The 21,199-nt window shown below is 69.4% G+C and carries 24 protein-coding genes; 16 read left to right on the forward strand and 8 right to left on the reverse strand.

Annotated elements, in window-relative coordinates:
* Window positions 1-42 precede the first annotated feature (42 nt).
* The 5 genes from EXW95_RS05755 (at window position 43) to EXW95_RS05775 (ending at window position 3,292) form a co-directional block, all read left to right on the forward strand.
* The gene (locus EXW95_RS05755) at window positions 43-261 is read left to right on the forward strand and encodes a hypothetical protein (protein ID WP_174366659.1); all 219 of its coding nucleotides are present in this window, start codon (window positions 43-45) and stop codon (window positions 259-261) included.
* Between the two features lie 130 nt (window positions 262-391).
* Entirely contained in the window at window positions 392-742 is a 351-nt protein-coding gene (locus EXW95_RS05760; RefSeq protein WP_174366660.1) for a hypothetical protein, read from the forward strand.
* A complete protein-coding gene (locus EXW95_RS05765) occupies window positions 736-1,272 on the forward strand; it encodes a hypothetical protein (RefSeq protein ID WP_174366661.1) in 537 nt (178 codons plus the stop codon). The genes EXW95_RS05760 and EXW95_RS05765 overlap by 7 nt, the downstream gene beginning before the upstream one ends.
* Complete coding sequence (gene meaB, locus EXW95_RS05770) at window positions 1,248-2,213, forward strand: methylmalonyl Co-A mutase-associated GTPase MeaB (protein WP_174366662.1); 966 nt, start codon at window positions 1,248-1,250, stop codon at window positions 2,211-2,213. Before EXW95_RS05765 ends, meaB begins: the two co-directional genes overlap by 25 nt.
* Window positions 2,210-3,292, forward strand: coding sequence for a hypothetical protein (locus EXW95_RS05775; protein ID WP_174366663.1), 1,083 nt, complete (start codon window positions 2,210-2,212; stop codon window positions 3,290-3,292). The genes meaB and EXW95_RS05775 overlap by 4 nt, the downstream gene beginning before the upstream one ends.
* A gap of 42 nt (window positions 3,293-3,334) precedes the next feature.
* On the opposite strand, the gene EXW95_RS05780 is transcribed toward EXW95_RS05775, so the two are convergent.
* The 5 genes from EXW95_RS05780 to EXW95_RS05800 form a co-directional block, all read right to left on the reverse strand.
* Entirely contained in the window at window positions 3,335-3,952 is a 618-nt protein-coding gene (locus tag EXW95_RS05780) for a DNA-3-methyladenine glycosylase (protein WP_174366664.1), read from the reverse strand.
* Window positions 3,949-4,335, reverse strand: coding sequence for a hypothetical protein (locus EXW95_RS05785; protein WP_174366665.1), 387 nt, complete (start codon window positions 4,333-4,335; stop codon window positions 3,949-3,951). The genes EXW95_RS05780 and EXW95_RS05785 overlap by 4 nt, the downstream gene beginning before the upstream one ends.
* 5 nt (window positions 4,336-4,340) lie before the next feature.
* Window positions 4,341-5,297 (reverse strand): ATP-binding cassette domain-containing protein, encoded by a 957-nt coding sequence (locus tag EXW95_RS05790; RefSeq protein ID WP_174366666.1) that lies wholly within the window; start codon window positions 5,295-5,297, stop codon window positions 4,341-4,343.
* 171 nt (window positions 5,298-5,468) lie between these two features.
* Window positions 5,469-6,287, reverse strand: coding sequence for an ABC transporter permease (locus EXW95_RS05795; protein ID WP_371809933.1), 819 nt, complete (start codon window positions 6,285-6,287; stop codon window positions 5,469-5,471).
* Entirely contained in the window at window positions 6,280-7,125 is an 846-nt protein-coding gene (locus EXW95_RS05800) for an ABC-2 family transporter protein (protein WP_254605522.1), read from the reverse strand. The genes EXW95_RS05795 and EXW95_RS05800 overlap by 8 nt, the downstream gene beginning before the upstream one ends.
* 185 nt (window positions 7,126-7,310) lie before the next feature.
* Here EXW95_RS05800 and EXW95_RS05805 point away from each other — a divergent pair, with 185 nt between their 5' ends.
* A complete protein-coding gene (locus tag EXW95_RS05805) occupies window positions 7,311-8,093 on the forward strand; it encodes a DUF937 domain-containing protein (RefSeq protein ID WP_174366667.1) in 783 nt (260 codons plus the stop codon).
* 63 nt (window positions 8,094-8,156) lie between these two features.
* On the opposite strand, the gene EXW95_RS05810 is transcribed toward EXW95_RS05805, so the two are convergent.
* Together EXW95_RS05810 and cysK are read right to left on the reverse strand one after the other, a co-directional pair.
* Window positions 8,157-8,825, reverse strand: coding sequence for an MIP/aquaporin family protein (locus tag EXW95_RS05810; protein ID WP_174366668.1), 669 nt, complete (start codon window positions 8,823-8,825; stop codon window positions 8,157-8,159).
* A 74-nt stretch (window positions 8,826-8,899) separates the two neighbouring features.
* Window positions 8,900-9,853, reverse strand: coding sequence for a cysteine synthase A (gene cysK / locus EXW95_RS05815; protein ID WP_174366669.1), 954 nt, complete (start codon window positions 9,851-9,853; stop codon window positions 8,900-8,902).
* 288 nt (window positions 9,854-10,141) lie between these two features.
* Here cysK and EXW95_RS05820 point away from each other — a divergent pair, with 288 nt between their 5' ends.
* From EXW95_RS05820 to EXW95_RS05855, 8 genes are all read left to right on the forward strand, one after another.
* Complete coding sequence (locus EXW95_RS05820) at window positions 10,142-10,828, forward strand: ATPase (protein WP_371809934.1); 687 nt, start codon at window positions 10,142-10,144, stop codon at window positions 10,826-10,828.
* Entirely contained in the window at window positions 10,825-11,913 is a 1,089-nt protein-coding gene (locus EXW95_RS05825; protein ID WP_174366670.1) for an enolase C-terminal domain-like protein, read from the forward strand. Before EXW95_RS05820 ends, EXW95_RS05825 begins: the two co-directional genes overlap by 4 nt.
* A gap of 115 nt (window positions 11,914-12,028) precedes the next feature.
* Window positions 12,029-12,283, forward strand: a complete 255-nt coding sequence (locus tag EXW95_RS05830) for a hypothetical protein (protein WP_254605524.1) — start codon at window positions 12,029-12,031, stop codon at window positions 12,281-12,283.
* 121 nt (window positions 12,284-12,404) lie between these two features.
* Window positions 12,405-12,722: an ATP-dependent Clp protease adapter ClpS gene (clpS, locus tag EXW95_RS05835; protein ID WP_046842966.1), complete on the forward strand. Its 318-nt coding sequence runs from the start codon at window positions 12,405-12,407 to the stop codon at window positions 12,720-12,722.
* The gene (locus EXW95_RS05840; protein WP_174366672.1) at window positions 12,719-14,935 is read left to right on the forward strand and encodes an AAA family ATPase; all 2,217 of its coding nucleotides are present in this window, start codon (window positions 12,719-12,721) and stop codon (window positions 14,933-14,935) included. Before clpS ends, EXW95_RS05840 begins: the two co-directional genes overlap by 4 nt.
* Window positions 14,936-15,011: 76 nt before the next feature.
* A complete protein-coding gene (locus tag EXW95_RS05845) occupies window positions 15,012-15,488 on the forward strand; it encodes a hypothetical protein (RefSeq protein ID WP_174366673.1) in 477 nt (158 codons plus the stop codon).
* A 65-nt stretch (window positions 15,489-15,553) separates the two neighbouring features.
* A complete protein-coding gene (locus tag EXW95_RS05850) occupies window positions 15,554-16,120 on the forward strand; it encodes a GNAT family N-acetyltransferase (RefSeq protein ID WP_371809935.1) in 567 nt (188 codons plus the stop codon).
* A 54-nt stretch (window positions 16,121-16,174) separates the two neighbouring features.
* Window positions 16,175-17,320, forward strand: coding sequence for an LCP family protein (locus tag EXW95_RS05855; RefSeq protein WP_371809936.1), 1,146 nt, complete (start codon window positions 16,175-16,177; stop codon window positions 17,318-17,320).
* A gap of 275 nt (window positions 17,321-17,595) precedes the next feature.
* Here EXW95_RS05855 and EXW95_RS05860 read toward each other — a convergent pair whose 3' ends face one another.
* Entirely contained in the window at window positions 17,596-18,603 is a 1,008-nt protein-coding gene (locus tag EXW95_RS05860) for a transposase family protein (protein WP_174368799.1), read from the reverse strand.
* Window positions 18,604-18,781: 178 nt separating this feature from the next.
* Here EXW95_RS05860 and EXW95_RS05865 point away from each other — a divergent pair, with 178 nt between their 5' ends.
* Window positions 18,782-19,240 (forward strand): Imm26 family immunity protein, encoded by a 459-nt coding sequence (locus EXW95_RS05865; RefSeq protein WP_174366675.1) that lies wholly within the window; start codon window positions 18,782-18,784, stop codon window positions 19,238-19,240.
* 319 nt (window positions 19,241-19,559) lie between these two features.
* The gene (locus EXW95_RS05870; RefSeq protein ID WP_174366676.1) at window positions 19,560-21,158 is read left to right on the forward strand and encodes an alpha-amylase family glycosyl hydrolase; all 1,599 of its coding nucleotides are present in this window, start codon (window positions 19,560-19,562) and stop codon (window positions 21,156-21,158) included.
* Window positions 21,159-21,199 lie beyond the last annotated feature (41 nt).

A 21,199-nucleotide genomic window follows, 5' to 3' on the forward strand; every position in this document is an offset into this window, starting at 1 on the left:
GCCGATCCCAGCCGGGTCTGGCGGCACCTGGGCTGCGGGGGCATGACGGTCAGCCTCCTGGGCTTGGTCGCGGGCGCACTTCTACTGCTCGAACCTCTGGGGATGGGCTTCATCTTTCTGCTTTCCGGTGGCGGCCCGGAGTCCTGGGATAGCCTCCCGAAGGTCAACCCGCCACTTCTGCTGGTTCTCGTGACGGCTGTTCTCTTTATCGTGAGTCTGGTCGTCTGGCTGATCTCCCTGATCTTTCGCCGGAGAGCCTGACGCGCGTGTCTCGCAACCTCTGCTCCTCTCCCGCGTACCTGCGCGCATGCTGAAGCGATTGAGGGCTGTGGTGGCGTTTGCCGTGCTGGGCGTGACTGGGACTGGTCTGGGTGGTGCGGGCGCGGTGGGGATGACTCTGCCCGCGCCGCCTGCGGGGCCGCCCGCGCAGGTGGGGGGCCTGCGGGTGTGCGAGCGGGGGGGCACGACGTTCCTGCTGGACCGCTCGGGCCGCGTGCGGAGCCTGACGTACGCGCGACTGGTGCCGGACAACCGGTTATGGGTGCGGCAGAGTTACGACCGGGCCGGGCGCCTGACGGGCCTCAGCGTGAGCTGGAGTGGCTTCGCGGGTCGCCTGCTGGACGTGCGTGGGTCGTTCGACGCGCGGGGGCGACTGGTGAAGGAGACGGGGTTCCGCGCGCGGGGCGTGACGACACCGCTGAGGTCGTACCTGCGCGTAGTGCCGGGGGGGCTGACATGCTGAAGCACGTGCTGCTGGCGCTGCTGCTGAGTGCGCCGCTGTCGGGTGGTGCGGCACTGGCGGGCGGAGCGGGCAACCCGGTGGGCCTCTCCCCTGCCGCGTCCGCGCGGGCGGTCGTGAGCGGGAACGACGCGGCGCTGGGAGGGTGGCGGGCGTTCCAGGGCTCGTCGATGGGGTGCATCATGGATGCGTTCTTCGACGTGCAGACCTGGACGGACGCGCGCGGCACGGTGCGACGGCTGGTGTTGCGCGCCGCGTCCGGCTGGAACCCGGACCGGACCGAGCAGCGCATCGACTGGGACGAGGCGGGCCGCCCCCGCGTGTACTCGTGGGTGCTGCGCCGCACGCCCGGCCAGGACGCAGTGGCCGCGCGGATCGAACGGCTGATCGGCCCGGACGGGCAGGTCGTGCAGACCCGCGAGTGGGGCGACGTGCAGCCCGAGAACCGCGTCCCCTGGCCGACCCTGGAACGCGAACTGCGTCCCGCCGAGCTGATAGAGAGGTTCACTTGCCCACCGCTGCCCATCCCCTGACGCTGCCGCTGCTGTCGGGCGCGCGGCGGGCGCTGGCGAAGGCGATCACGCTGGTCGAGTCCACGCGGCCCGAGCATGAGGCGCAGGCGCAGGCCCTCCTCTCGGAGGTGCTGCCGCGTGCGGGGCGGTCGGTGCGGATCGGCCTGACGGGCGTGCCGGGCGTGGGCAAGAGCACGTTCATCGAGGCGCTGGGCGTGCGGCTGGCCGACGCGGGGCACCGGGTGGCGGTGCTGGCCGTGGACCCCAGTTCGGCCCGGACGGGCGGCAGCATCATGGGCGACAAGACGCGCATGCCGCGCCTGACGGTGCATCCGAATGCGTTCATCCGGCCCAGCCCCAGCGGGGGCACGCTGGGCGGCGTGGCGCGGCGCACGCGCGAGTCGATCACTCTGTGCGAGGCGGCGGGCTTCGACGTGATTCTTGTGGAGACGGTGGGCGTGGGTCAGAGCGAGACGCAGGTGGCGGCCATGACGGACCTGTTCGTGCTGCTGACCCTCCCGAACGCGGGGGATGAGTTGCAGGGCATCAAGCGGGGGATCATGGAACTCGCGGACGTGTGTGTGGTGAACAAGGCCGACACGAACCCGCAGGCGGCGGTGCGCGCCCAGACGGAGTTACGGACGGCGCTGACGCTGCTGACCCCGCACGACGCGCCGTGGCGGCCCATGGCACTGCGGGCCTCCGCATTGACGGGCGAGGGCCTGGACGCCGTGTGGAGCACCGTCGAGGCGTACCGCGCGGCGGTGAACCTGCGCGAGAAACGGCAGCGGCAGGCAGCGCAGTGGTTCGACGAACTGCTGCGCGAGGCCGCGTGGCGGGCGTTCCAGGCGGGCCTCGACCCGGCGCGGCTGCACGCCCTGCGCGGCGAGGTCCTGCGCGGCGAACGCACGGCGGTGCAGGGCGTCGCGGCGCTGCTGGACACCACTGGAAGCCAGGAATGACGCTGCAGTGGTTGCGGGACGTGTGGTGGCTCCTGACGGACCGGGGTGGACCGTCGCGCCCGGATGCCGGGGAACTGGCGACCCTGGCCGAACGGGACGAGTGGATGGCGCGGGGCCGCCTCCTGAACGGCGCGCCGATCCTGGTCGCGCCGGGCGGGACACCACTCTCGCTGGACAGCCCCCCTGACTCGCCGGAGATCAGGCGAATCCCGCCGGAGTGGGTGCAGGGGCAGGTGGGGAGCGTGCCGTTCGCGCACCTGACCGTGCAGGGCGACGCCGCCGCGCGCCCCGTGCAGTGGAGGCCCGTCGGGTACCTGGACCTGCACGGCGTGACGGTCACGCGGGCATTCGGGTGGTCCTCGACCGCCCCGGCGCTGTTCGAGGTGCTACCGGGCCGCCTGCAACCCCCGCTGCCCATCATTCAGCACATCCAGGAGGCATTGAGTCTCGGGCTGGACACCCTGGACCCACGGGTGGTGACGGGCCTGGGGGCGCTGCTGCCACCGGGACAGTATCTGGTGTTCCTGCGGCGCCTGCGCCCCCGACCCGTCCGCCTGGGTGATCCGGACGATTATCTGTCGAACGAACTGGTGACGCTGTGCGGGCAACCGCCGGGTCGTCACCGGACCGAACCGTACTACGCCTGCGACGCGGAATCCCTGGTGCGTCGCGGACAGAACGGCATGGATTTCGTCTACCTGGAGCGGACGGTGATCCTGCCGACGCAGGCGGCGTCCCGGCTGGACGTGGACCGCGTGGCGCACTACCGGGACCAGTTGCGGGGCGGCGCCCTGCCGACCGCGGTCACGCTGCTGGTCAGCCACGGCCAGAACGGCATGGGCATCTCCACGCAGTCGCCACCGCTGGGTGGGTTGAGTGTCGACATGCACCACCTGCTCGACGGGCATCACAAGGTGCAGGCGGCTGCCGAGTGCGGCGCAACGCTCAGCATGCTGGTGTTCACGCAGCTCGGGGGCATGAGCAGTGACGTGTGGGGCTGGCGGGACCTGCGCGGCACGCAGCAGGAGGTCGCGCGCAGTGACGCGGCCGTGCGTGCGGGTGGACACCGGGAGTCCTGAACGACTCACATCCACCACGGCGAGAATCGGCCCGGTGCCGGTTCAGGTGGGCCGGGCGAGGTCCATGCTGGGCGTGGCGGGCGACACCCAGGGATTGCCGCGGATCGTGAAGCGCCACGGGAGGTTGCGCCCCTCGCGGATGCCGATGCGGGCGGTGACCTCCACCTCCTCGTCGGGGAGGGGTGCGGGGGGCGGCAGGAGGTGCAGTTCCGGGGCGTTCACGGGCCGCCCGCTGATCCGCGCGGGGTTCAGGCCCAGCGCGTACACGAGTTTGGCGGGGCCGTTCGTCAGGTCCCGTTCGCGGGTGACGGGTCGGAAGGTCAGCATGTGCCCCAGGCCCTCCAGCGGCTCCAGTGCGCGGATCAGGACGCTGGCCGACACGCCCTCCGGGCGGCACGCGACCTGCAGCAGCGGGTGGCCGTGCGCCGTCCAGAACAGCCACGTGCCGGGCGGGATGGCCATGTCGGCACTGCGGGCCGCGTGGAAGCGTCCGGCGGTGCAGGCGGGGTCGCGGGGGCAGTCGTAGGCCTCGACCTCGACGATCCGCCCGGTCAGGCGTTCCCCGCCGTCCAGCACGCGCACGAGCGTTCCACCCAGCAGCGCGCGGGCGACGGGGACCGGGTCACCCCGAAAGTGTGTGGGCGGCAGAAGGGTGGTCAAGGCCGGGTGCGGTACGTGTAGATCGTCGCCCCGAGGAACGCCAGCGCGGCCAGTCCCAGGAAGGCCCACTGTCCGGCGGGCAGCGTGTCGCCCTGCGCGAGGCGGAGGGCCGCGCCGGACACGGGCAGGCTGAGGAGGGTGGCCGTGAGGGGAAGGAGCGGGGCGGGAAATGGGCTGGGCACGCCGCGCGCCCGCCAGACGGCGGCGGCGGTCCACAGAAGTGGGGCGAGGGGCAGGGCGGCGCAGGCGAGACGCAGGGGGCGGTCGTCGGGGATGACTGTCAGGAACAGGACGTTGAAGGCGACCGCGCAGGTCAGGATCATCAGGAACAGCGCGCCTGTGCTCACGCTGGGGGCCGGGCCCGTGGCTTCAGGGTGCGACATGACCTCTACCCTACCCCGGCGCGGAGCAGGTCGCCCTCGTAGATGCGGCGGATGGTGGCCTCGATGTCCGGTTCGCGTACGGTCAGGTCCCGGACGGGCGCGTGCGCGGTGACGCGGGCGATGGGGTCCGCTGCGGCTCCCGTGAAGGCGTACGTGGCGCGGCCCGGTTCGTGGGTCAGGAGGGTCAGGCCGGGCACCCCGGCGTCGGGGACGGGTCCGCTGAACTCGACGTGCAGTTCGCGCTGCGAGCCGTACGCGGCCTGAAGTCGGGCGAGGTCGCCGTCGAAGAGCAGCTGCCCGTGGTCAATGATCAGCACGCGCCGTGCGAGGCGTTCCACGTCCCCGAGGTCGTGCGTGGTGAGGAGCACCGTGACCTCCCGTTCGCGGTTGACGTGCGCGATGAAGTCCCGGATGCGTTCCTTGGCCACGACGTCCAGGCCGACGGTGGGTTCGTCCAGGAACAGCAGTTCGGGGTCGTGCAGCAGCGCGGCGGCGAGGTCGGCGCGCATCCGCTGGCCCAGCGACAGCGCGCGGGCGGGGGTATGCAGGAACGGCCCGAGGTCCAGCAGGTCCGTGAAGGTGCTCAGGTTCGCCTGCCACGTCGCGTGCGGGATGCGGTAGACGTGCCGCAGGAGGCGCAGGCTCTCGGTGACCGGGAGGTCCCACCACAGGGTGGTGCGCTGCCCGAACACCGCGCCGAGCCGCGCGACGTGACGGCGGCGGTCCTGCCAGGGCGTCAGGCCGCCCACCGTGACGGTGCCGCTGTCGGGCACGAGCAGGCCGGTGAGGATCTTGACGGTGGTGCTCTTCCCCGCCCCGTTCGGCCCGAGGTACCCGACGATCTCGCCGCGTGGAATGTGGAAGGACACGTCCCGGACGGCCTCGTGGGTGCGCCGCCCCGCGCTCAGGAAGCGGCCGGTGCGGGTGGTGAAGGTCTTGCGCAGGTGCTCTACGTGAATCATGGGGTGCCTCCCTTCGGGGCTGTGGCGAGCGGTGTCATACGGACTCCGATTGAATGGTTTGTACAAACCGTTCAATCCGAGCGGATGCGAGAAGGAGCAAAGCGGGTTCCGGACGTGGAGTTGACGGATCGGCGGTGTTCCGATCTGTCAACGAAACAAACGGAATCCGTATCATGTTCCGGTGCCCTGGTAGTGCCGCACGCCGACACGCCAGAACGCGAACGCGGCGGCCAGCACGAGTGGTCCGGCCAGCGGTCCGATCAGCGCGGCCCAACCGGGCAGGCCGTCGGGCAGGGGGCGGCCCAGGAGGTGCAGGGCGGGCAGGTAGGACAGGAACGCGGCGGGGATCAGGTACGTGAAGGTGCGCCGCAGCCACGCGCTGTAGATGTCCATGGGGTAGCTGATGAGGGTGCGGCCGCCGTAGGTGAGGACGTTCATGGCCTCGACGCTGTCCACCGTCCAGAACGTCAGGGTGCCGCCGATGACGAACAGCCCGCCGAAGAAGCAGATCATGCCCAGCACGGCAGCGGTCAGGAGGGCGGCCGTTTCGAGCCCAGCGGCGAGGGGCGCGTGCGTGAGGCCGTACGCGGCGATGGCAGCGGCGAGCAGCACGCGTGGCAGGCGGCGCAACGCGAAGTCGGACGCGAACACCTGCAACGTCAGCGGGGCGGGGCGCAGCAGGAACGTGCTGAACGAACCGCTGCGGACGTGCGCGGAGAGGTTGGGCGCGTCGAAGCCGCCGAACAGGATGTCCATCAGGACGAACGCGAGTTCCGCGAGGCCGTACAGCAGGCAGATCTCGCCCAGCGTCCAGCCGCCCAGCCCGCCGAAGCGTGGGAGGACCAGCGCGAGGGCGGCGAACTCGGCGGCGGTGATCAGGAGGCTGCCGAGCGCGTCGAGGATGAAGGAGGTGCGGTGCGCGCCCTGCGAACGGATCTGCGCGCCCAGCAGCCGGACGTACAGGGTCAGGTGATGCCGCAGGTCAGCCACCGGCGACCTCCAGCCGCCGCAGGCCCGCGCGGAGCGTGACCCGGCAGGCGAGCAGCAGCGCCACGGTCCAGGCCAGTTGCGTGCCCAGGGCCGCCCAGGCGGCCGGGCCGGTGGTGACGCCCACCCAGAGTTCCACGGTGGTGTTCAGCATGGCGGGAAAGGGCGTCCAGGCCAGCACGGCACGAACACCGTCGGGGAAGAAGGCCAGGGGCATCAGGAAGCCGCAGCCCAGGCCCAGCACCGCCCACGCGAAGCGTCCGAAGCCCACGGCGTCCGGGGACCAGAACGCCGCGCAGTTCACGAGGAAGCGGAACAGGAACCCGCACGCCCAGGCCAGCAGGACGCTCAGGGTGACCTGCGCCCACGCCAGCGGGCCGGGCGGCCAGTTCAGGCCCCAGACCATCTGGAAGATCAGCAGCATGGGCAGGCCGCGCAGCACCAGCTGCCCCAGCGCCCGGCCGGCGTCCTGCGCGGCCCAGAAGCCCAGCAGGCTGGCGGGGCGCAGCAGGTCCGCTGTCACCTCGCCCCGGTGGACGACGCGCATGAAGTCGAACCAGCCGAACAGGCTGAACGCCATGATGAACGCCTGGGTCAGCCCGGTGTACGTGATGGCGTCCTGCGGGGTGTACCCGGCGACCTGCGGGCGGGTGCCGAACAGGGCCAGCAGCACCGCGACGCGCAGCAGGCCGAAGAACGAGTTGGTGATCAGGCCCCACAGGGCCGCCTGCGGGTACGCGAACTGCCGCTGGAAACCCAGCCGGGCGACGGCCAGGGGCAGCGCCAGCCGGGACAGGCGTGAGACGTGGCCCCCCGTGGGGGGGGCGGGCATGGTGGTCATGATTTCCTCCCTGCTCCAGTTGCCGAACCGGAAGCGTTCAGAGTAGTGGTCGAGGCGGTAGCAGCGGAATACGCCGGGTGGCGGAGGGGGAAGCGGAGGTGTGCGTCAGGGTTTCCTGAACGCCGGGCGGATGGACGCCCGGCCCACGCGGCTTACGCTGGGCGCATTCCAAGGAGGAACACACCATGATGGACATCTTCGGCATGCTGGGTGGGATGGGACAGGCGCAGGAACGCATCGGGCAGCAGGCGGGCACCAGCCCGGACCAGACGCAGGCGGCCCTGCAGGCGGCGCTGCCGCTGCTGCTGGGCGCCCTGACCCGCAACGCCGCGCAGCCCGGCGGTCTGGACGCCCTGAGCGGCGCCCTGAGTCGTCACGACGGCAGCGCGCTGGACGCCTTCGCGCAGGGGCAGACGCCAGACACGCGCGACGGGCAGAAGATCCTCGGGCACGTCTTCGGCGGGCAGCAGACGCAGGCGGCGCAGGCGGTCAGCAAACGCGCCGGGATCGACCCGCAGCTGGCCATGCAGATCCTGAGCATGCTGGCCCCGCTGGTGCTGGCGTACCTGGGCCGTCAGCGGCAGGGCGGCGCGGCCGCGAACCCCACGAACAGCGGCGGCGGCGGCGCGGGCGGCAGTCCGGACCTGGGCAGCATCCTGGGCGGACTGGTGGGCGGCGGCGGCCTGGGTGGCCTGCTCGGCGGGCTGCTGGGCGGCGGTCAATCGCAGGCGCAGGTGCCCCAGCAGTCGCCCCGGATGGACAGTGGGCTGGGTGGCGGCCTCGGCGGCGGCCTCGGTGGGAGTGTCCTGCCGGGTTACCCGGACGCGGGCCGCAGCGCCCCTCCTCAGCCGCAGATGGGGCAGTCGCAGGGCGGTGACCTGTTCGGCACGCTGAACCGCGCGCTGGACGGCGACCGCGACGGCAGCGCCCTGGACGACCTGATCGGCATGTTCGGCGGACGCCGCTGACGGAAACAAGAACAGCGGAGGCCCGGTCGCACGCAGCGCCGGGCCTCTCTCCTGTGTCCTGATTCAGTTCAGCTGTTCGGGCACGCGGCGGGGCGTGAGCCCTTCGGTGAAGGTGGCGAGCAGCGCGCCGATGGCGGCGCCCAGCAGCGGGCCGACCCAGTACACCCACTGGTCGGTCCAGTTCCCGCCGATCAGGGCGGGGCCGAAGGCGCGGGCGGGGTTCATGGCGGCGCCGGTCAGGGGGCCGGTGGCGAGGATGTCCGCGACGATGGTCAGGCCGACGATCAGGCCGCCCAGGACGTGCCGCTGGTGGATGGCGACCTTCACGATCACCAGGACCAGGAAGGCGGTGGCGATCACCTCGGCCAGGAGGCCGCCGCCCAGCGTGACGCCGCTGAGGGCGGGCGTGCCGTAACCGATGGCCTGCATGCGGGCGGGTCCGGCAACAGCAAGCGCGGCCAGGGCGCCCAGCGCCGCGCCGGTCAGTTGCGCGGGAATGAAGCTGAGGGTGGTGCGCCAGTCCTGGTGGCCGCTGAGGCTCAGGGCGACGCTGACGGCGGGGTTGAACTGCCCGCCGCTGACGGTGCCGAGCGCCATGGCCATCACGGCGATGATCAGGCCGTGCGCGAAGGCGACGCCCAGCAGGGTGGCTTCATTGTTGATGGCGAGCAGGCCGGTGAAGACGAGCGCGAAGGTGCCGATGAGTTCGGCGGTGAGTTTCTGGGGTGACATCCGCGTCACTGTAGCGGGCGCGCGGATGTCTGGACAATCACCCCCGCAGTGGTGTGGGGCCCTGGGTGCGGCGGTCAGGCGGTGCGCTGGCGCGAGCGGGGCAGGTAGCCGGGGGGCGTGTCGCCCTCGCCCGCGAAGAGGCTGGTGGTCAGGTAGCGGGCGCCGGTGTCGCAGGCGATGGTGGCGACACGCTTGCCTGGGCCCAGGCGGCGGGCGACCGCAAGCGCGGCCCAGGCCATGGCGCCGCTGCTCATGCCGACGAACACGCCTTCCTCCTGCGCCAGGCGGCGGGCCAGGGGGTAGGCGTCTTCCTCCCAGACGTCGATGACGTCGTCGATGACGCTGCGGTCGAGGTTGTCCGGGATGAAGCCGGGGCCCATGCCCTGGAAGCCGTGGGTGCCCATCTCGCCGCCGGTGAGGACGTTGCTGCGGGCGGGTTCACAGGCGATGATCTGCACGGCGGGGTTCATGCGTTTCAGGTACCGGCCGACGCCGCTGATGGTGCCGCCGGTGCCGCTGCCGTACACGAAGGCGTCGATGCGGCCGTCCATCTGCTCCCACAGTTCGGGGCCGGTGGTGCGTTCGTGAACGGCGGGGTTGGCGGGGTTCCCGAACTGGTTCATCATGACGGCGCCGCGTTCCTGCACGAGCTTCTCGGCTTCCTCGATGGCGGCGAGCATGCGGCGGGCAGGGTCGGTGAGGATCAGTTCGGCGCCGTAGGCGGCCAGGGTGCGTTTGCGTTCCTCGCTCATGCTGGCGGGCATGCACAGGATCAGCTTGTAGCCCTTGGCGGCGGCGACCTGCGCCAGGCCGATGCCGGTGTTGCCACTGGTGGGTTCCACGATGGTCCCGCCGGGTTGCAGGAGGCCGCGCCGTTCGGCGTCCTCGATCAGGCCGAGGGCGGTGCGGTCCTTGATGCTGCCGCCGGGGTTCTGTCCTTCGAGTTTCACGAACACGTCGGCCATGCCGGGCTCGACGACGCGCGTCAGTTGCAGGAGGGGGGTGTGCCCGATGAGGGACTCGATCATGGCGTTCAGGATAGGCGCTGCCGGGCCGGGTGCGGGTGGGCTGCCTGACTGTGACGCGTGCAGGAGGGGGGTGGCGGGGCGGGTGACCCTCCGACACTGCTTTGCATACGACTCGTTTTTTATCCTTTTTTGTATCAGATGATTACTCAACCCGCCGGTGCTGGTCTTGCTGCGAGGTAGCCTGCGGGGCATGACGACCTCTTCCCTGCCGTTCCTCCGTGCGCCGGGCGCGCCGCCCACCCCTCTGCACGTCCCCTGTCCGAGCTGCCCCTGACGGTGCTGGTGGGCGTGACGGGTGTGGGCAAGAGCACGGCGCTGGCCGCCCTGACCGGCGCGGACGCCGGCGTGCGGGTGCTGCCGGACCGGCGCGAGGTGACGGACGCCGTGATGATCCTGCCCCTGGCGGGCGCGCCCGTGCGGGACCGTGAGGAACGCTTCCGCCTGACCGCCGCGTACCGCGAGGCGCATCCGGGCGGGATGGCGCAGGCGCTGGGGTCGCTGATCGCGGACACCGCCCACTGGGGCGAGGCCCCGGTGTTCGACGGACTGCGCGGCCTGGACGAGGTGAGGTACGCGGCTCAGGCGTTCCCCGCGTGGCGCTTCGTGGCGCTGGGCGCGCCGGACCTCGTGCGGGTGCGGCGGCTGCTGGGCCGCGCCGACACCTTCGATCAGGTGCAGGGCGGCTCCGGCGGGGCGCTGCGGGAGGAACTGGCGGCGCTGAAGGGCGTGGAGGCAGTGTTCACCCCGGCGGAACTGGATGACCTGGCCGCGCTGCCCGCTCAGGGGTTCGCTCCGGCGGACGTGCTGGCGAAGGTGAAGATCGTGGTGTCGGAACGCCGCAATTACGACCCGGCGGCCGCCGAGGCGTTCCTGCGGACCCTGCCGTCCGCGCGGGCGCTGGTGCTGGACACCGTGGCGCTCGACCCGGCGGGCGTGGCGGCGGCGGTGCGCGCCTGGGCCGGAGGTGAGGCGTGAGCGCCCCGACGGTCGCGCGCCTGGAGGGCGTTCCCTTCCGCCTGCCGCTGACGTCGGCGCTGGCGTGGGGGGCGCACTCGGCCCTGAGTGCCGCCGAGCACGTGCTGGTGCGCGTGACCCTCTCGGACGGCACGGTGGGCATGGCGGAGGCCACACCGCGCCCGACGATCTACGGCGAGACGACCGCGAGCGTCCTGGGCATCCTCGCGCACCTGGAGGCGGCTCTGGTGGGCCTGCCGATCACGGACGAGGCGGCCCTGGACCGCGTGCGGAACAGTGTGGTGAACAACCACACGGCGCGCGGCGCGCTGGACATGGCGCTGCACGACGCCCGCGCCCGCGCGCGGGGAGTCACGCTGTTCGACACGCTGCTGGGGCCGAACACGCGGGTGCGGCCCAGTTTCATCCTGGGGATCGCCCCGCCGCAGGAGATGCTGGACGAGGCGCGGCGCGTGGTCTCGGCGGGCGTGCGCTGCCTGAAGGTGAAGGTGGGCCGCGAGCACGAGCGGGACCTGCGCGTGATCCGCGAGCTGCGCGCCGAGTTCGGCGGTGAGGTGCTGCTGTATGCGGACAGCAACGAGACCCTGACGCCGCAGTCGGCCCCGGCGGCGCTGGACGCGATGCGCGAGGCCGGGCTGATGTACGTGGAAGAACCCCTTCCAGCGCGGAATCTGCGTGCCCGCGCCGAATTGCATGCGCAGGGTCGCCTGCCGGTCGTGGCGGACGACTCGTGCTTCACGCCCGCCGATCTGGAGCGGGAACTGGACTTTGATACCTTCGACGTGCTGAACGTGAAGACGGCCCGCAACGGGTTCACGGACGGCCTGCAGATGCTGCGCCGCGCGGCGGCGGCCGGGAAGCGCGGCATGGTGGGGTCGCAGGCCAGCACGGGGCTGGGCACCATTCACGCGGCGCTGCTGTCCACGCAGGCGGAGGTGACCGAGCCGTGCGAACTGAGCTTCGTGCTGAAGTTGCGGGACGACCTGCTGAACGGCCCGATCGAGTTCCGGGACGGCTGGCTGGATGTGAATTCCCTGAGAGGCCTGTGTGTGGATGACAGGCAGCTGAGTCGATACCGCCTTTGATGAAGGACCTGTCCAGGCAGTTCAGCACGGAGAAATGCCCATTTGCTCACACAACTTCCCGGCGGGTCATATGCCTGTCAGAGTTGTCGTTCAATAATGAGGTATGTCTCAAGAGATGCTTAACGCGCTGCTGCTGCCGCTGCTCTTCAGCATGGCGGGCGGCACCTTCGTCTTCCTGCGCCGTCCCGACGCGCGCCAGCAGGGCCTGCTCGTCATGATCCTCTTCCAGCTCGTCGGTGCCGCCGGGTACGTCACGCAGCCCACCCTGGAGGTCTTCGGTCTGCTGTGCATCCACGCGCTGTTCGTGCTGGTCCTCATGACCCGCCACCTCCAGACGCCGCCCGTCGCCCCGCAGCCCAGCGGCGAGTAACCCGGACCCCAGCGCGGGCGACCTTCCTTCGCGGGTGGGTCGCCCGTTGCCCTGCGGGGTGGGCGCCGCACCGTGAGGGCCGCCGCAGCCCCGGCGGGCGCGGGCGGGTACACTCGGGCGCATGACGCGCCGCGACCTCGACTCGCGCACCCAGACGCTGGAACGCACGCATACGCAGCGGCCCCGCCTGTTCCGGGTGCTCCTGCTGAACGACGACTACACCCCCATGGAATTCGTGGTGATGGTGCTGCAACGCTACTTCCGCAAGGCCGAGCAGGAGGCGGAACTGATCATGCTGGCCGTGCATCACAAGGGGCAGGGCGTGGCTGGCGTGTACACCCGTGACGTCGCCGAGACGAAAGTCGCGCAGGTCATGAACCACGCCCGGCGTGACGGGCACCCCCTGCGGGTCGTGGCGGAACCGGAGCCGGACGCATGATCGGCGATCACCTGCAGGTCACGATCGCCCGCGCGGCGGATTACGCGCGTGAGGCGGGGCATGAGCTGGTCACGCTGGAGCATCTGCTGCTGGCCCTGACGCACGATCCGGAGGCGCGGGAGGCGCTGCTGGCGGTGGGTGTGGATGTCGAGCGGCTGCGTGAGGATCTGCAGTCGCTGCTGGCGGAGTTCGAGGTGGTGCCGGACGCCGAGCCGGATTTCACGCTGGGCGTGCACCGGGTCGTGGAGGGCGCGGTGTTGCAGTTGCACGCCAGCGGGAAGGGGCATGAGGTCGCGGATGGCGCGCGGGTCCTCGTGGAACTGCTGGAGGAACCAGACAGTCCGGCCCGTTCGGCGCTGGAGGCGCGGGGGGCGTCGCGGCTGGACGTGCTGAGTTTCGTGTCGCACGGCGCGGCGAAGGTGCCGGGCCGTGACCGCGAGCGGCGCGTGGCGGGCGTGGACGGCCCGGCCCCCGAGGCGCCGGAGGCGGAGGTGGACCCGCTGGAGGCCTACGCGTCGGACCTGACGGCGCAGGCACGCGCCGGGGCGTTCGATCCGGTGATCGGGCGGACGTCGGAGCTGGAGCGGGTGGTGCATGTGCTGGCGCGGCGCGGGAAGAACAACCCGGTGCTGGTCGGCGAACCGGGCGTGGGCAAGACGGCGCTGGCCGAGGGCCTCGCGCAGCGGATCGTGGACGGACAGGCGCCGGGCTTCCTGCGGGGCGCGTCGGTCTATGCGCTGGATCTGGGGGCGCTGCTGGCCGGGACGCGCTACCGGGGTGATTTCGAGGCGCGACTCAAGGGCGTGCTGGCGGCGCTGGACGGGCAGAACGCGGTGCTGTTCATCGACGAGCTGCACACCCTGGTGGGCGCTGGGGCGACCGAGGGCGGCAGCGTGGACGCCGCGAACCTCCTCAAGCCCGCGCTGGCGCGGGGCAAGCTGCGGGTGCTGGGGGCGACCACCCCGGCGGAACTGCGGCACCTGGAGAAGGACCGGGCGCTGTGGCGCCGCTTCCAGACGGTCGAGGTGCCTGAGCCGTCCGAGGAGGACGCCCTGAAGATCGTGCAGGGCCTCGCCCCCCGCTATGAGGCGCATCATGGGGTGACGTTCACGCCGGGCGCGCTGGACGCGGCGGTGCGGCTGTCGGTACGGCACCTGCGCGACCGCTTCCTGCCGGACAAGGCCATTGACGTGCTGGACGAGGCGGGCGCGGCGCGCAGCAGCGCCGGGAAGGGCGGCACCATCGACGTGCCGGACATCGAGGGCACGGTGGCCCGCATGGCGCGCGTCCCGCTGGGCGCCGTGAAGGCCGAGGAGGTCGCGTCCCTGGCGACCCTGGAGGCGGACCTGCGGGCGCGGGTGTTCGGGCAGGACGCGGCGGTGGGCGCCGTGGCGAGCGCCGTGAAACTGGCCCGCGCGGGGCTGCGCGACCCGCAGAAGCCGCAGGGGGCGTTCCTGTTCGCCGGGCCGACCGGGGTGGGCAAGACCGAACTGGCCCGCGCGCTGGCCGAGCGGCTGGGCATTCACCTGGCGCGCTTCGACATGAGCGAGTACCAGGAGGCGCACACGGTCGCGCGTCTGATCGGGGCGCCCCCCGGGTACGTGGGTTTCGACCAGGGGGGCCTGCTGACGGACGCCGTGGCGAAGCATCCGCACGCGGTGCTGCTGCTGGACGAGATCGAGAAGGCGCACCCGGACGTGTACAACGTGTTCCTGCAACTCATGGATCATGGGACGCTGACGGATCACACCGGGAAGAAGGTGGATGGGCGCGGCCTGATCTTGGTGTTCACGACGAACGCCGGGGCGGCCGACGCCTCACGGCCCGCGCTGGGCTTCGGGCGCTCGGGCCGCGCGGGCGAGGAGTCCGAGGCGGTGAAACGCACGTTCACGCCGGAGTTCCGCAACCGCCTGGACGGCGTGCTGCACTTCGCGCCGCTGTCCCCGGACGTGATGGGCGGCGTGGTGGACAAGTTCATCCGGGAGTTGCAGGTGCAGTTGCAGGAGCGGGAGGTGGCCCTGACGGTCACCCCGGCGGCGCGGGCGCGGCTGGCGACGCTGGGCTACGACCCGCTGATGGGCGCGCGGCCCCTGGCGCGCGTGATCGAGGCGCAACTGAAGCGCCCGCTGGCGGACCTGATGCTCTTCGGGCGCCTGAAGGGTGGGGGGCGCGTGAAAGTAGGCGTCAAGGACGGCAGCTTTACCTTCAGTTAAGTCCCCGCATTGGACGTAAAGACTCCCTGGGTTTCTCCTCACATGAGAAGGCTGGGGAATCGGGAAGATGACAGGCATGAAACCCACCCTGCTGGCCCTCCTGACCGCTGCCCTCCTCGCCTCCTGCGCGCCCAAGACGGAAACCACCACCACCGAAGACGGCACCACCGTCGAGACCACCACCGACACGACCGGCGTGGACAACCCTGTTGCCGAGGGCGAAGGCGCCGTCGATAACGCTGAAGACCCCGGTGTCGACAGCACCATGACCAACGACGACGACGCCAACATGAGCGAAGAGGTCGACATGGCCGTGGGCGACGGCCTGGAAGGCACCGTGACCGACTTCGACGGCACCGCCCAGACCTTCACCCTGAACGAGAACGACGCCAACTACGCCGTGACCATCACCCCCGACACCGTCTTCGAAGGTGCGGCCACCACCGCCGAGGAATTCTTCGGCACTGACCGTGCCGACGCCAGCGTCGCGGTCGAAGGTGAAATCGACGAGGCCGCCAGCACCCTGACCGCCAACAAGATCACCCTCAACTAAGGCGCCTCGCGCCGGGCCGGGTTCCTTCGGGAGCCCGGTTTCTGCTGTGCCGTTACCCTGAGGAGGTGACCGATATCCTCATCCGCCCGGCCCACCCGTTCGACGCGGCGTTCGCCGTGCCACTGATCCAGGCCACCATTGGCCGGATCGGGCACGCACTGACGGGCGTGACGGACGACGTGGCCGCCGAACGGACCCTCCTGGGCTTCTACCCGCTGCGCGGGAACCGCCTGAGTTTCGAGCATCAGCTGATCGCGCAGTCGCCTGCCGGGGAGCCGCTGGGGCTGATCCTCGCGTATCCCGGCGATCACGCCGAGGCGCTGGACGATCCCTTCCGCGAGCGGCTGCGTGCCCTGGGCCTGCCGGGTCACGTCGAATCCGAGGGCACACCCGGCGAGCTGTACGTGGATACCCTGGCCGTCACGGAGGCCGCGCGGGGACGGGGCATCGGGGCTCGGCTGCTGGACGCAGCAGCGGACCGGGCCGTGACGCTGGGTCTGCACCGGGTGGGCCTCCTGGTCGAGGACGGCAACCCGGCGGCGCGGCTGTACGCCCGGCAGGGCTTCCGACCGGCGGGGACACGGGCGCTGGCGGGGGGCACGTACACGCATCTGGTGCGGGACCTGAGCTGAAGGTCCCCCTTACGGTTGATCCGCATGGGGGGCGCCGGGCGGTATGCTCCGCGCGTGCGCACTCCGGTTGTGGTTGGTCTGGTCGTCCTGGCGGGCGTGGTGGCGGTCGTGTCACCCGCCGCGCCGTTTCTCGCGCGGTACGGCACGCTGCCGCGCAAGGCCGAAGGGCCGGTGAATCTGGTGCTGGCGGGCGTGGACGTGGAGTACAACGAGAGTGCCCCGGTGTGGCCTTACCCGGCCCAGCCGGAATCGTACCGGGGCCGGACGGACACGATCATGCTGGCGCAGGCGTGGCCGGACGGACGGGTGAACCTGCTGAGCATCCCGCGCGACTCGTGGGTGAACGTCCCGCAGTCCGGGTGGGGCAAGATCAACGGCGCGAACCGCAGCGGCGGCCCCGAGGGCCTGATGCGCGCCGTGCAGGACCTGACGGGCCTGCCGGTGGACGGGTACGCGCTGCTCAGCCTGAACGCCGTGCCCGCCCTGACGGACGCGGCGGGGGGCGTGACGGTGGACGTGGGGCAGGCCATGAAGTACGACGACAACGCCGGGAACCTGCACATCGACCTGAAGCCCGGGCGGCAGCGCCTGAGTGGCGAGCAGATGGTGGGTTTCCTGCGCTTCCGGCATGACAACCTGGGTGATATCGGGCGGATCGGGCGGCAGCAGCAGTTCGTTGGGGCGCTGGGCGCGCAGGTGCGCAATCCGCTGAACGCGTGGCGACTCCCGCTGATGGTCGCGGCGGTGGACCGGAACATGAAGTCGAACCTGACCCGCGCGCAGGTGGCGGCGCTGATGGGCGCGGGCCTGAGCGGCGTGCAGATCAAGACGCATCAGGTGCCCGGTGACTTCGGGTACCGGGGCGCGGCGAGCATCTGGGAGGTGGACCGCGCCGCGCTGGGGGCGCTGATCGCCAGGGAGTTCCGTGACCCGAACGATCCGCGGTCGCTGGGCGTGGCGGTCGTGAACACCGACGCCCCGGACGGCAGTGCGCGCCGCCTGAAGGAACGGCTGGAGGGCCTGGGCTACGCGAACGTCTGGATCGTGAACGAGACGCGCGGCCCCGCGAAGACCACCGCGTCGGGCGCGGCGGCGGCGCGGGTGCTGCGCGACGTGGGCTTCGGGACGGTCAACGATCAGCCCCTGGCCTCCGGCGCGGACGTGACGGTGCGCCTGGGCTCAGACACGCCCTCACCCTGAAGGGAAATGGGAATCGAATTTTTCACCCCTGGCAGGACCACAGGACAGCGTGGAGTGGTCTGGAAGGGCACGTTCAGGCGATTTCGACCCCGGATACGGCCTCAACATGCTCAGTCATGCCGTGATGCCTCACATGCCATCAATGCTGTCTGAGACAGGCTTCAAAGTGTCTCGTGACCCGAAGCCGAGATGGTGAGAACTGAAGACCTGTTGCGCAGTAGTTGAAGGATCAGTGGGGAGCCGCGAATCGGCTCCCCACTGATCTGTCCCTACGCTCAGGGCGTGCAGAGGTGGTGGCGGCGTTGCCAACGGAGATTGACGAGTCCGGCGACACACCCCCACATCACGCCGTGCTGTGAGGTCCGATTCCTGAAAAACTCCTTGCAGACGCGAAATTTCTTGATGCGGCCGATGGCATTCTCAGCGCTGATCCGCACCTTGGAGATCAGCCGATTCAGCTCACGTTGCTCCTTGCTCAACTCGCCGTTCTTCGGTCGTTTGGCGGGCACGATGGTTTCCCAGTCCGGATAGACCTTCTCCATTCCGGTATAGCCCCGGTCTCCCCACACCCGGACGTGCCTGGGCAGTCGGTTCATCAGTCGGGAACGTCGCAGCACCTTCATGTCGTGGGTGCGACCGCTGGCGGTCGCACTGAGGTGCACGATCTGTCCTTCGGGCGTCACCGCCACCTGGGTTTTCAGGGTATGGGTCCTTTTCTTGACGCTGTAAAAGCGCTTCTTGTCCTTGGGCCGCCCGACCGCCTTCTTGCCGGGGTTCTCCCCCTTCTTCACTTTCGGCTGCCCGCGAGGTTGCTCAGTCCCATCCACGATCACGTCGGTCAGTTCGGGGAAGATCTCCAGAAACTCCTCCAGAGAGCGTATTTTCCTCGGGTTCCTGCTCGCCCCTCCAGGAGCCTCATCCGGCTCGGCCTGGAGCGTCCGGGGACGGAGGGGAGCAGGCAACGCCTGCTCCAGGACCGGCAGCAGGGCATGGATGTTCCGGCAGATGTTCGCCGCGTCCAGATCGAACAGGATGCCCAGAACATGCATGGTGAAGTACTGTCGCAGATAGAGCAGCGTGACCAGCAGTCGCTGGCTGAGGTCGAGCTTGAAGGTGTTGCCCGCTCCGATGCGCCGGACCCGTCCGGCGCGGGAAAGGGAGCGGTGATGACTCCGTTCCCACAAGGGCTCCAGTTCAATCAGCAGCTGGTCAAACTCGGCAGGACTCAACCCCACCAGCCGTTCAAAGGACCGCCCCCTGGATTTCAGCTTCTCAAGCCGCAACACCCTTGAACCTACCTGCTCCGACCTCTACTGCGCAACAGGTCTTGAAAGCACATGACTCGCTGTGATAACCACGCGCGCCCCATTCTGGTGTTCCACGCTGTCCTGTGGTCCTACCCGCCCCCTTGATACAAGAAGTAATGAGGATAATTTCTCGAGAAGGACTAGTGCTTCCTAGATGAAAATAATTCCTAATCCAAAAAGAGTCCGACGTGGTGATATATTTGGCTTTGAACTCCGGAATGGCAAGTGGGTCGTTGGTATTGTGATTCATATTTCAAAAATATTTACAAGTGCTATGCTTATAAGCTTTTTTGATAAAGAATATGATTCGCCAGATGATATTTCAGTTGATTCACTCGGCGATCAAATGATTATTATCGGCAGAAAATCCCTTCCAAACTATACAGGCAAAGCCATTCTAACAAAGGGTCCATTTAAATATCTAGGAAATTATCCAGAAATTGCATATAGCATACCCTTGCCAGTTTTAGGTCAGGGGCGAGCATACTATAGAGGAGACGACGTGATAGATATTTCTGAAGTAGATGATGAAGAATATTTAGGTCCTATTATTGGATTAGGTTTGCTATCTATAGAAGAGGATTTATTTGAATATTTCAAAAGAAATCGATAATAAATAATATTGGTGCTTTCTGATAAGTGAGTAACCCCGTTTAGGGCTCGTATCATGAGCTGCTCAGCGGCTCCCAGAAGGCAAAAAATGGAGACGGCATGGCTAGATACCGTCTCCACCACAGTTTATTTATAACGGCATAAGTCCGAATCCATGAGATGCTGAGGCAGGCCAATGTACCGAACTCGTTGCTAGGCCGTCACCAGCTTCGCTTTCAGCCCGCCCACCGAGCGGGCACAGAAATTCCCCAGCAGACCATCCTTTCCCACTGCCCCCTCCCCCCTTGATCTGAAACGATTCAGAAGGTACTGTGCTGGGCATGACCTCCTCCCTGACCGGCGAGCTGAAGTGGTGGCAGAGCGGCATCATCTACCAGATCTACCCGCGTTCCTTCCAGGACGACAGCGGCGACGGCGTGGGCGACCTGCGCGGCATCACCCGCCGCCTACCCTACGTAGCCAGCCTGGGCGTGAAGGCCGTGTGGCTCTCCCCCATCTTCAGGAGCCCCATGCGCGACTTCGGGTACGACGTCGCCGACTACTGCGACATCGACCCGCTGTTCGGCACGCTGGAGGACTTCGACGCCTTCGTCGCCGAGGCGCACCGCCTGGGCCTGAAGGTCATGCTGGACTACGTGCCCAACCATTCGTCTTCTGACCACGCGTGGTTCCAGGAGGCGCTGATGGGCAAAGGCAGTGCGAAACGCGACTGGTACGTGTGGCGCGACCCGGCCGAGGGCGGCGGCGTGCCGAACAACTGGAAGTCCTTCTTCGGCGGCCCCGCCTGGACGCTGGACGAGGCCAGCGGGCAGTACTACCTGCACCAGTTCCTGCCCAGCCAGCCGGACCTGAACTGGCGCAACCCGGCGGTGCGGCAGGCGATGTTCGACGCGCTGCGCTTCTGGATGCGCCGCGGCGTGGACGGCTTCCGCGTGGACGTCATCTGGCTGCTCGCCGAGGACGACCGCTACCTGGACGAACCCGGGAACCCCGAGTGGCAGCCCGGACAGCCCGAACACTGGAGCCTCCTGCACCCGTACACGCAGGACCAACCCGAGACGCACGAGTACATCCGCGAGATGCGGGCCGTGCTGGACGAATTCGACGACCGCATGATGGTCGGCGAGATCTACCTGCCGGTCGAGCAGCTCCTGCCGTACTCCGGCACCGAGGACGCGCGGATGGTGCACCTGCCGTTCAACTTCCACCTGATCCTGATGCCCTGGACGGCGCAGGACGTGCGGCGCTTCGCGGACAGCTACGACGCGGCGAGCCTCGCGGCGGGCGCGTGGCCGAACTGGGTGCTCGGCAACCACGACCAGCACCGCTTCCGCAGCCGCCTGGGCGACGCGCAGTACCGCGTGGCGCAGACCCTGCTGCTGACCCTGCGCGGCACCCCCACCGTGTACTACGGCGACGAGATCGGCATGCACGACGTCGAGATTCCCGCTGACCGCATCGTGGACCCCGCGGCGCTGCAACAGCCCGACAGCCCCGAGGCGGGCCGCGACCCGGAACGCACTCCCATGCAGTGGGACGCTGGCGTGAACGCGGGCTTCAGCGCCAACGGCACGACCCCCTGGCTGCCCATCGCGGACGACTTCGCCACCCTGAACGTCTCCGCGCAGGAGGGCGACCCGGCCAGCGACCTGAACTACTTCCGCGCCCTGACCCGCCTGCGCCAGGAACACCCCGCGCTGATCGGCGGCACGTACCGCAGCGTGGACGCCCCGGACGACGTGTTCGCCTTCGTCCGCGAGGAGCACGGCGAGACCCTGACCGTCCTGCTGAACTTCGGCGCGCAGACCCACGACCTCGGCACCCTGGCGCGCGGCGAGACCCTCCTGAGCAGCCTGGGCGACCAGCCCCAGAGTGGCGCGGCCCTGCGCCCGAACGAGGCCCGCATCCTGCGGGGGTAGTGGGCAGGAGGAAGTGGGGAGTGGGAAAGGCAGAGGCGAGG

Source organism: Deinococcus sp. JMULE3, from assembly GCF_013337115.1.
In the GTDB taxonomy this organism is placed as follows: domain Bacteria; phylum Deinococcota; class Deinococci; order Deinococcales; family Deinococcaceae; genus Deinococcus.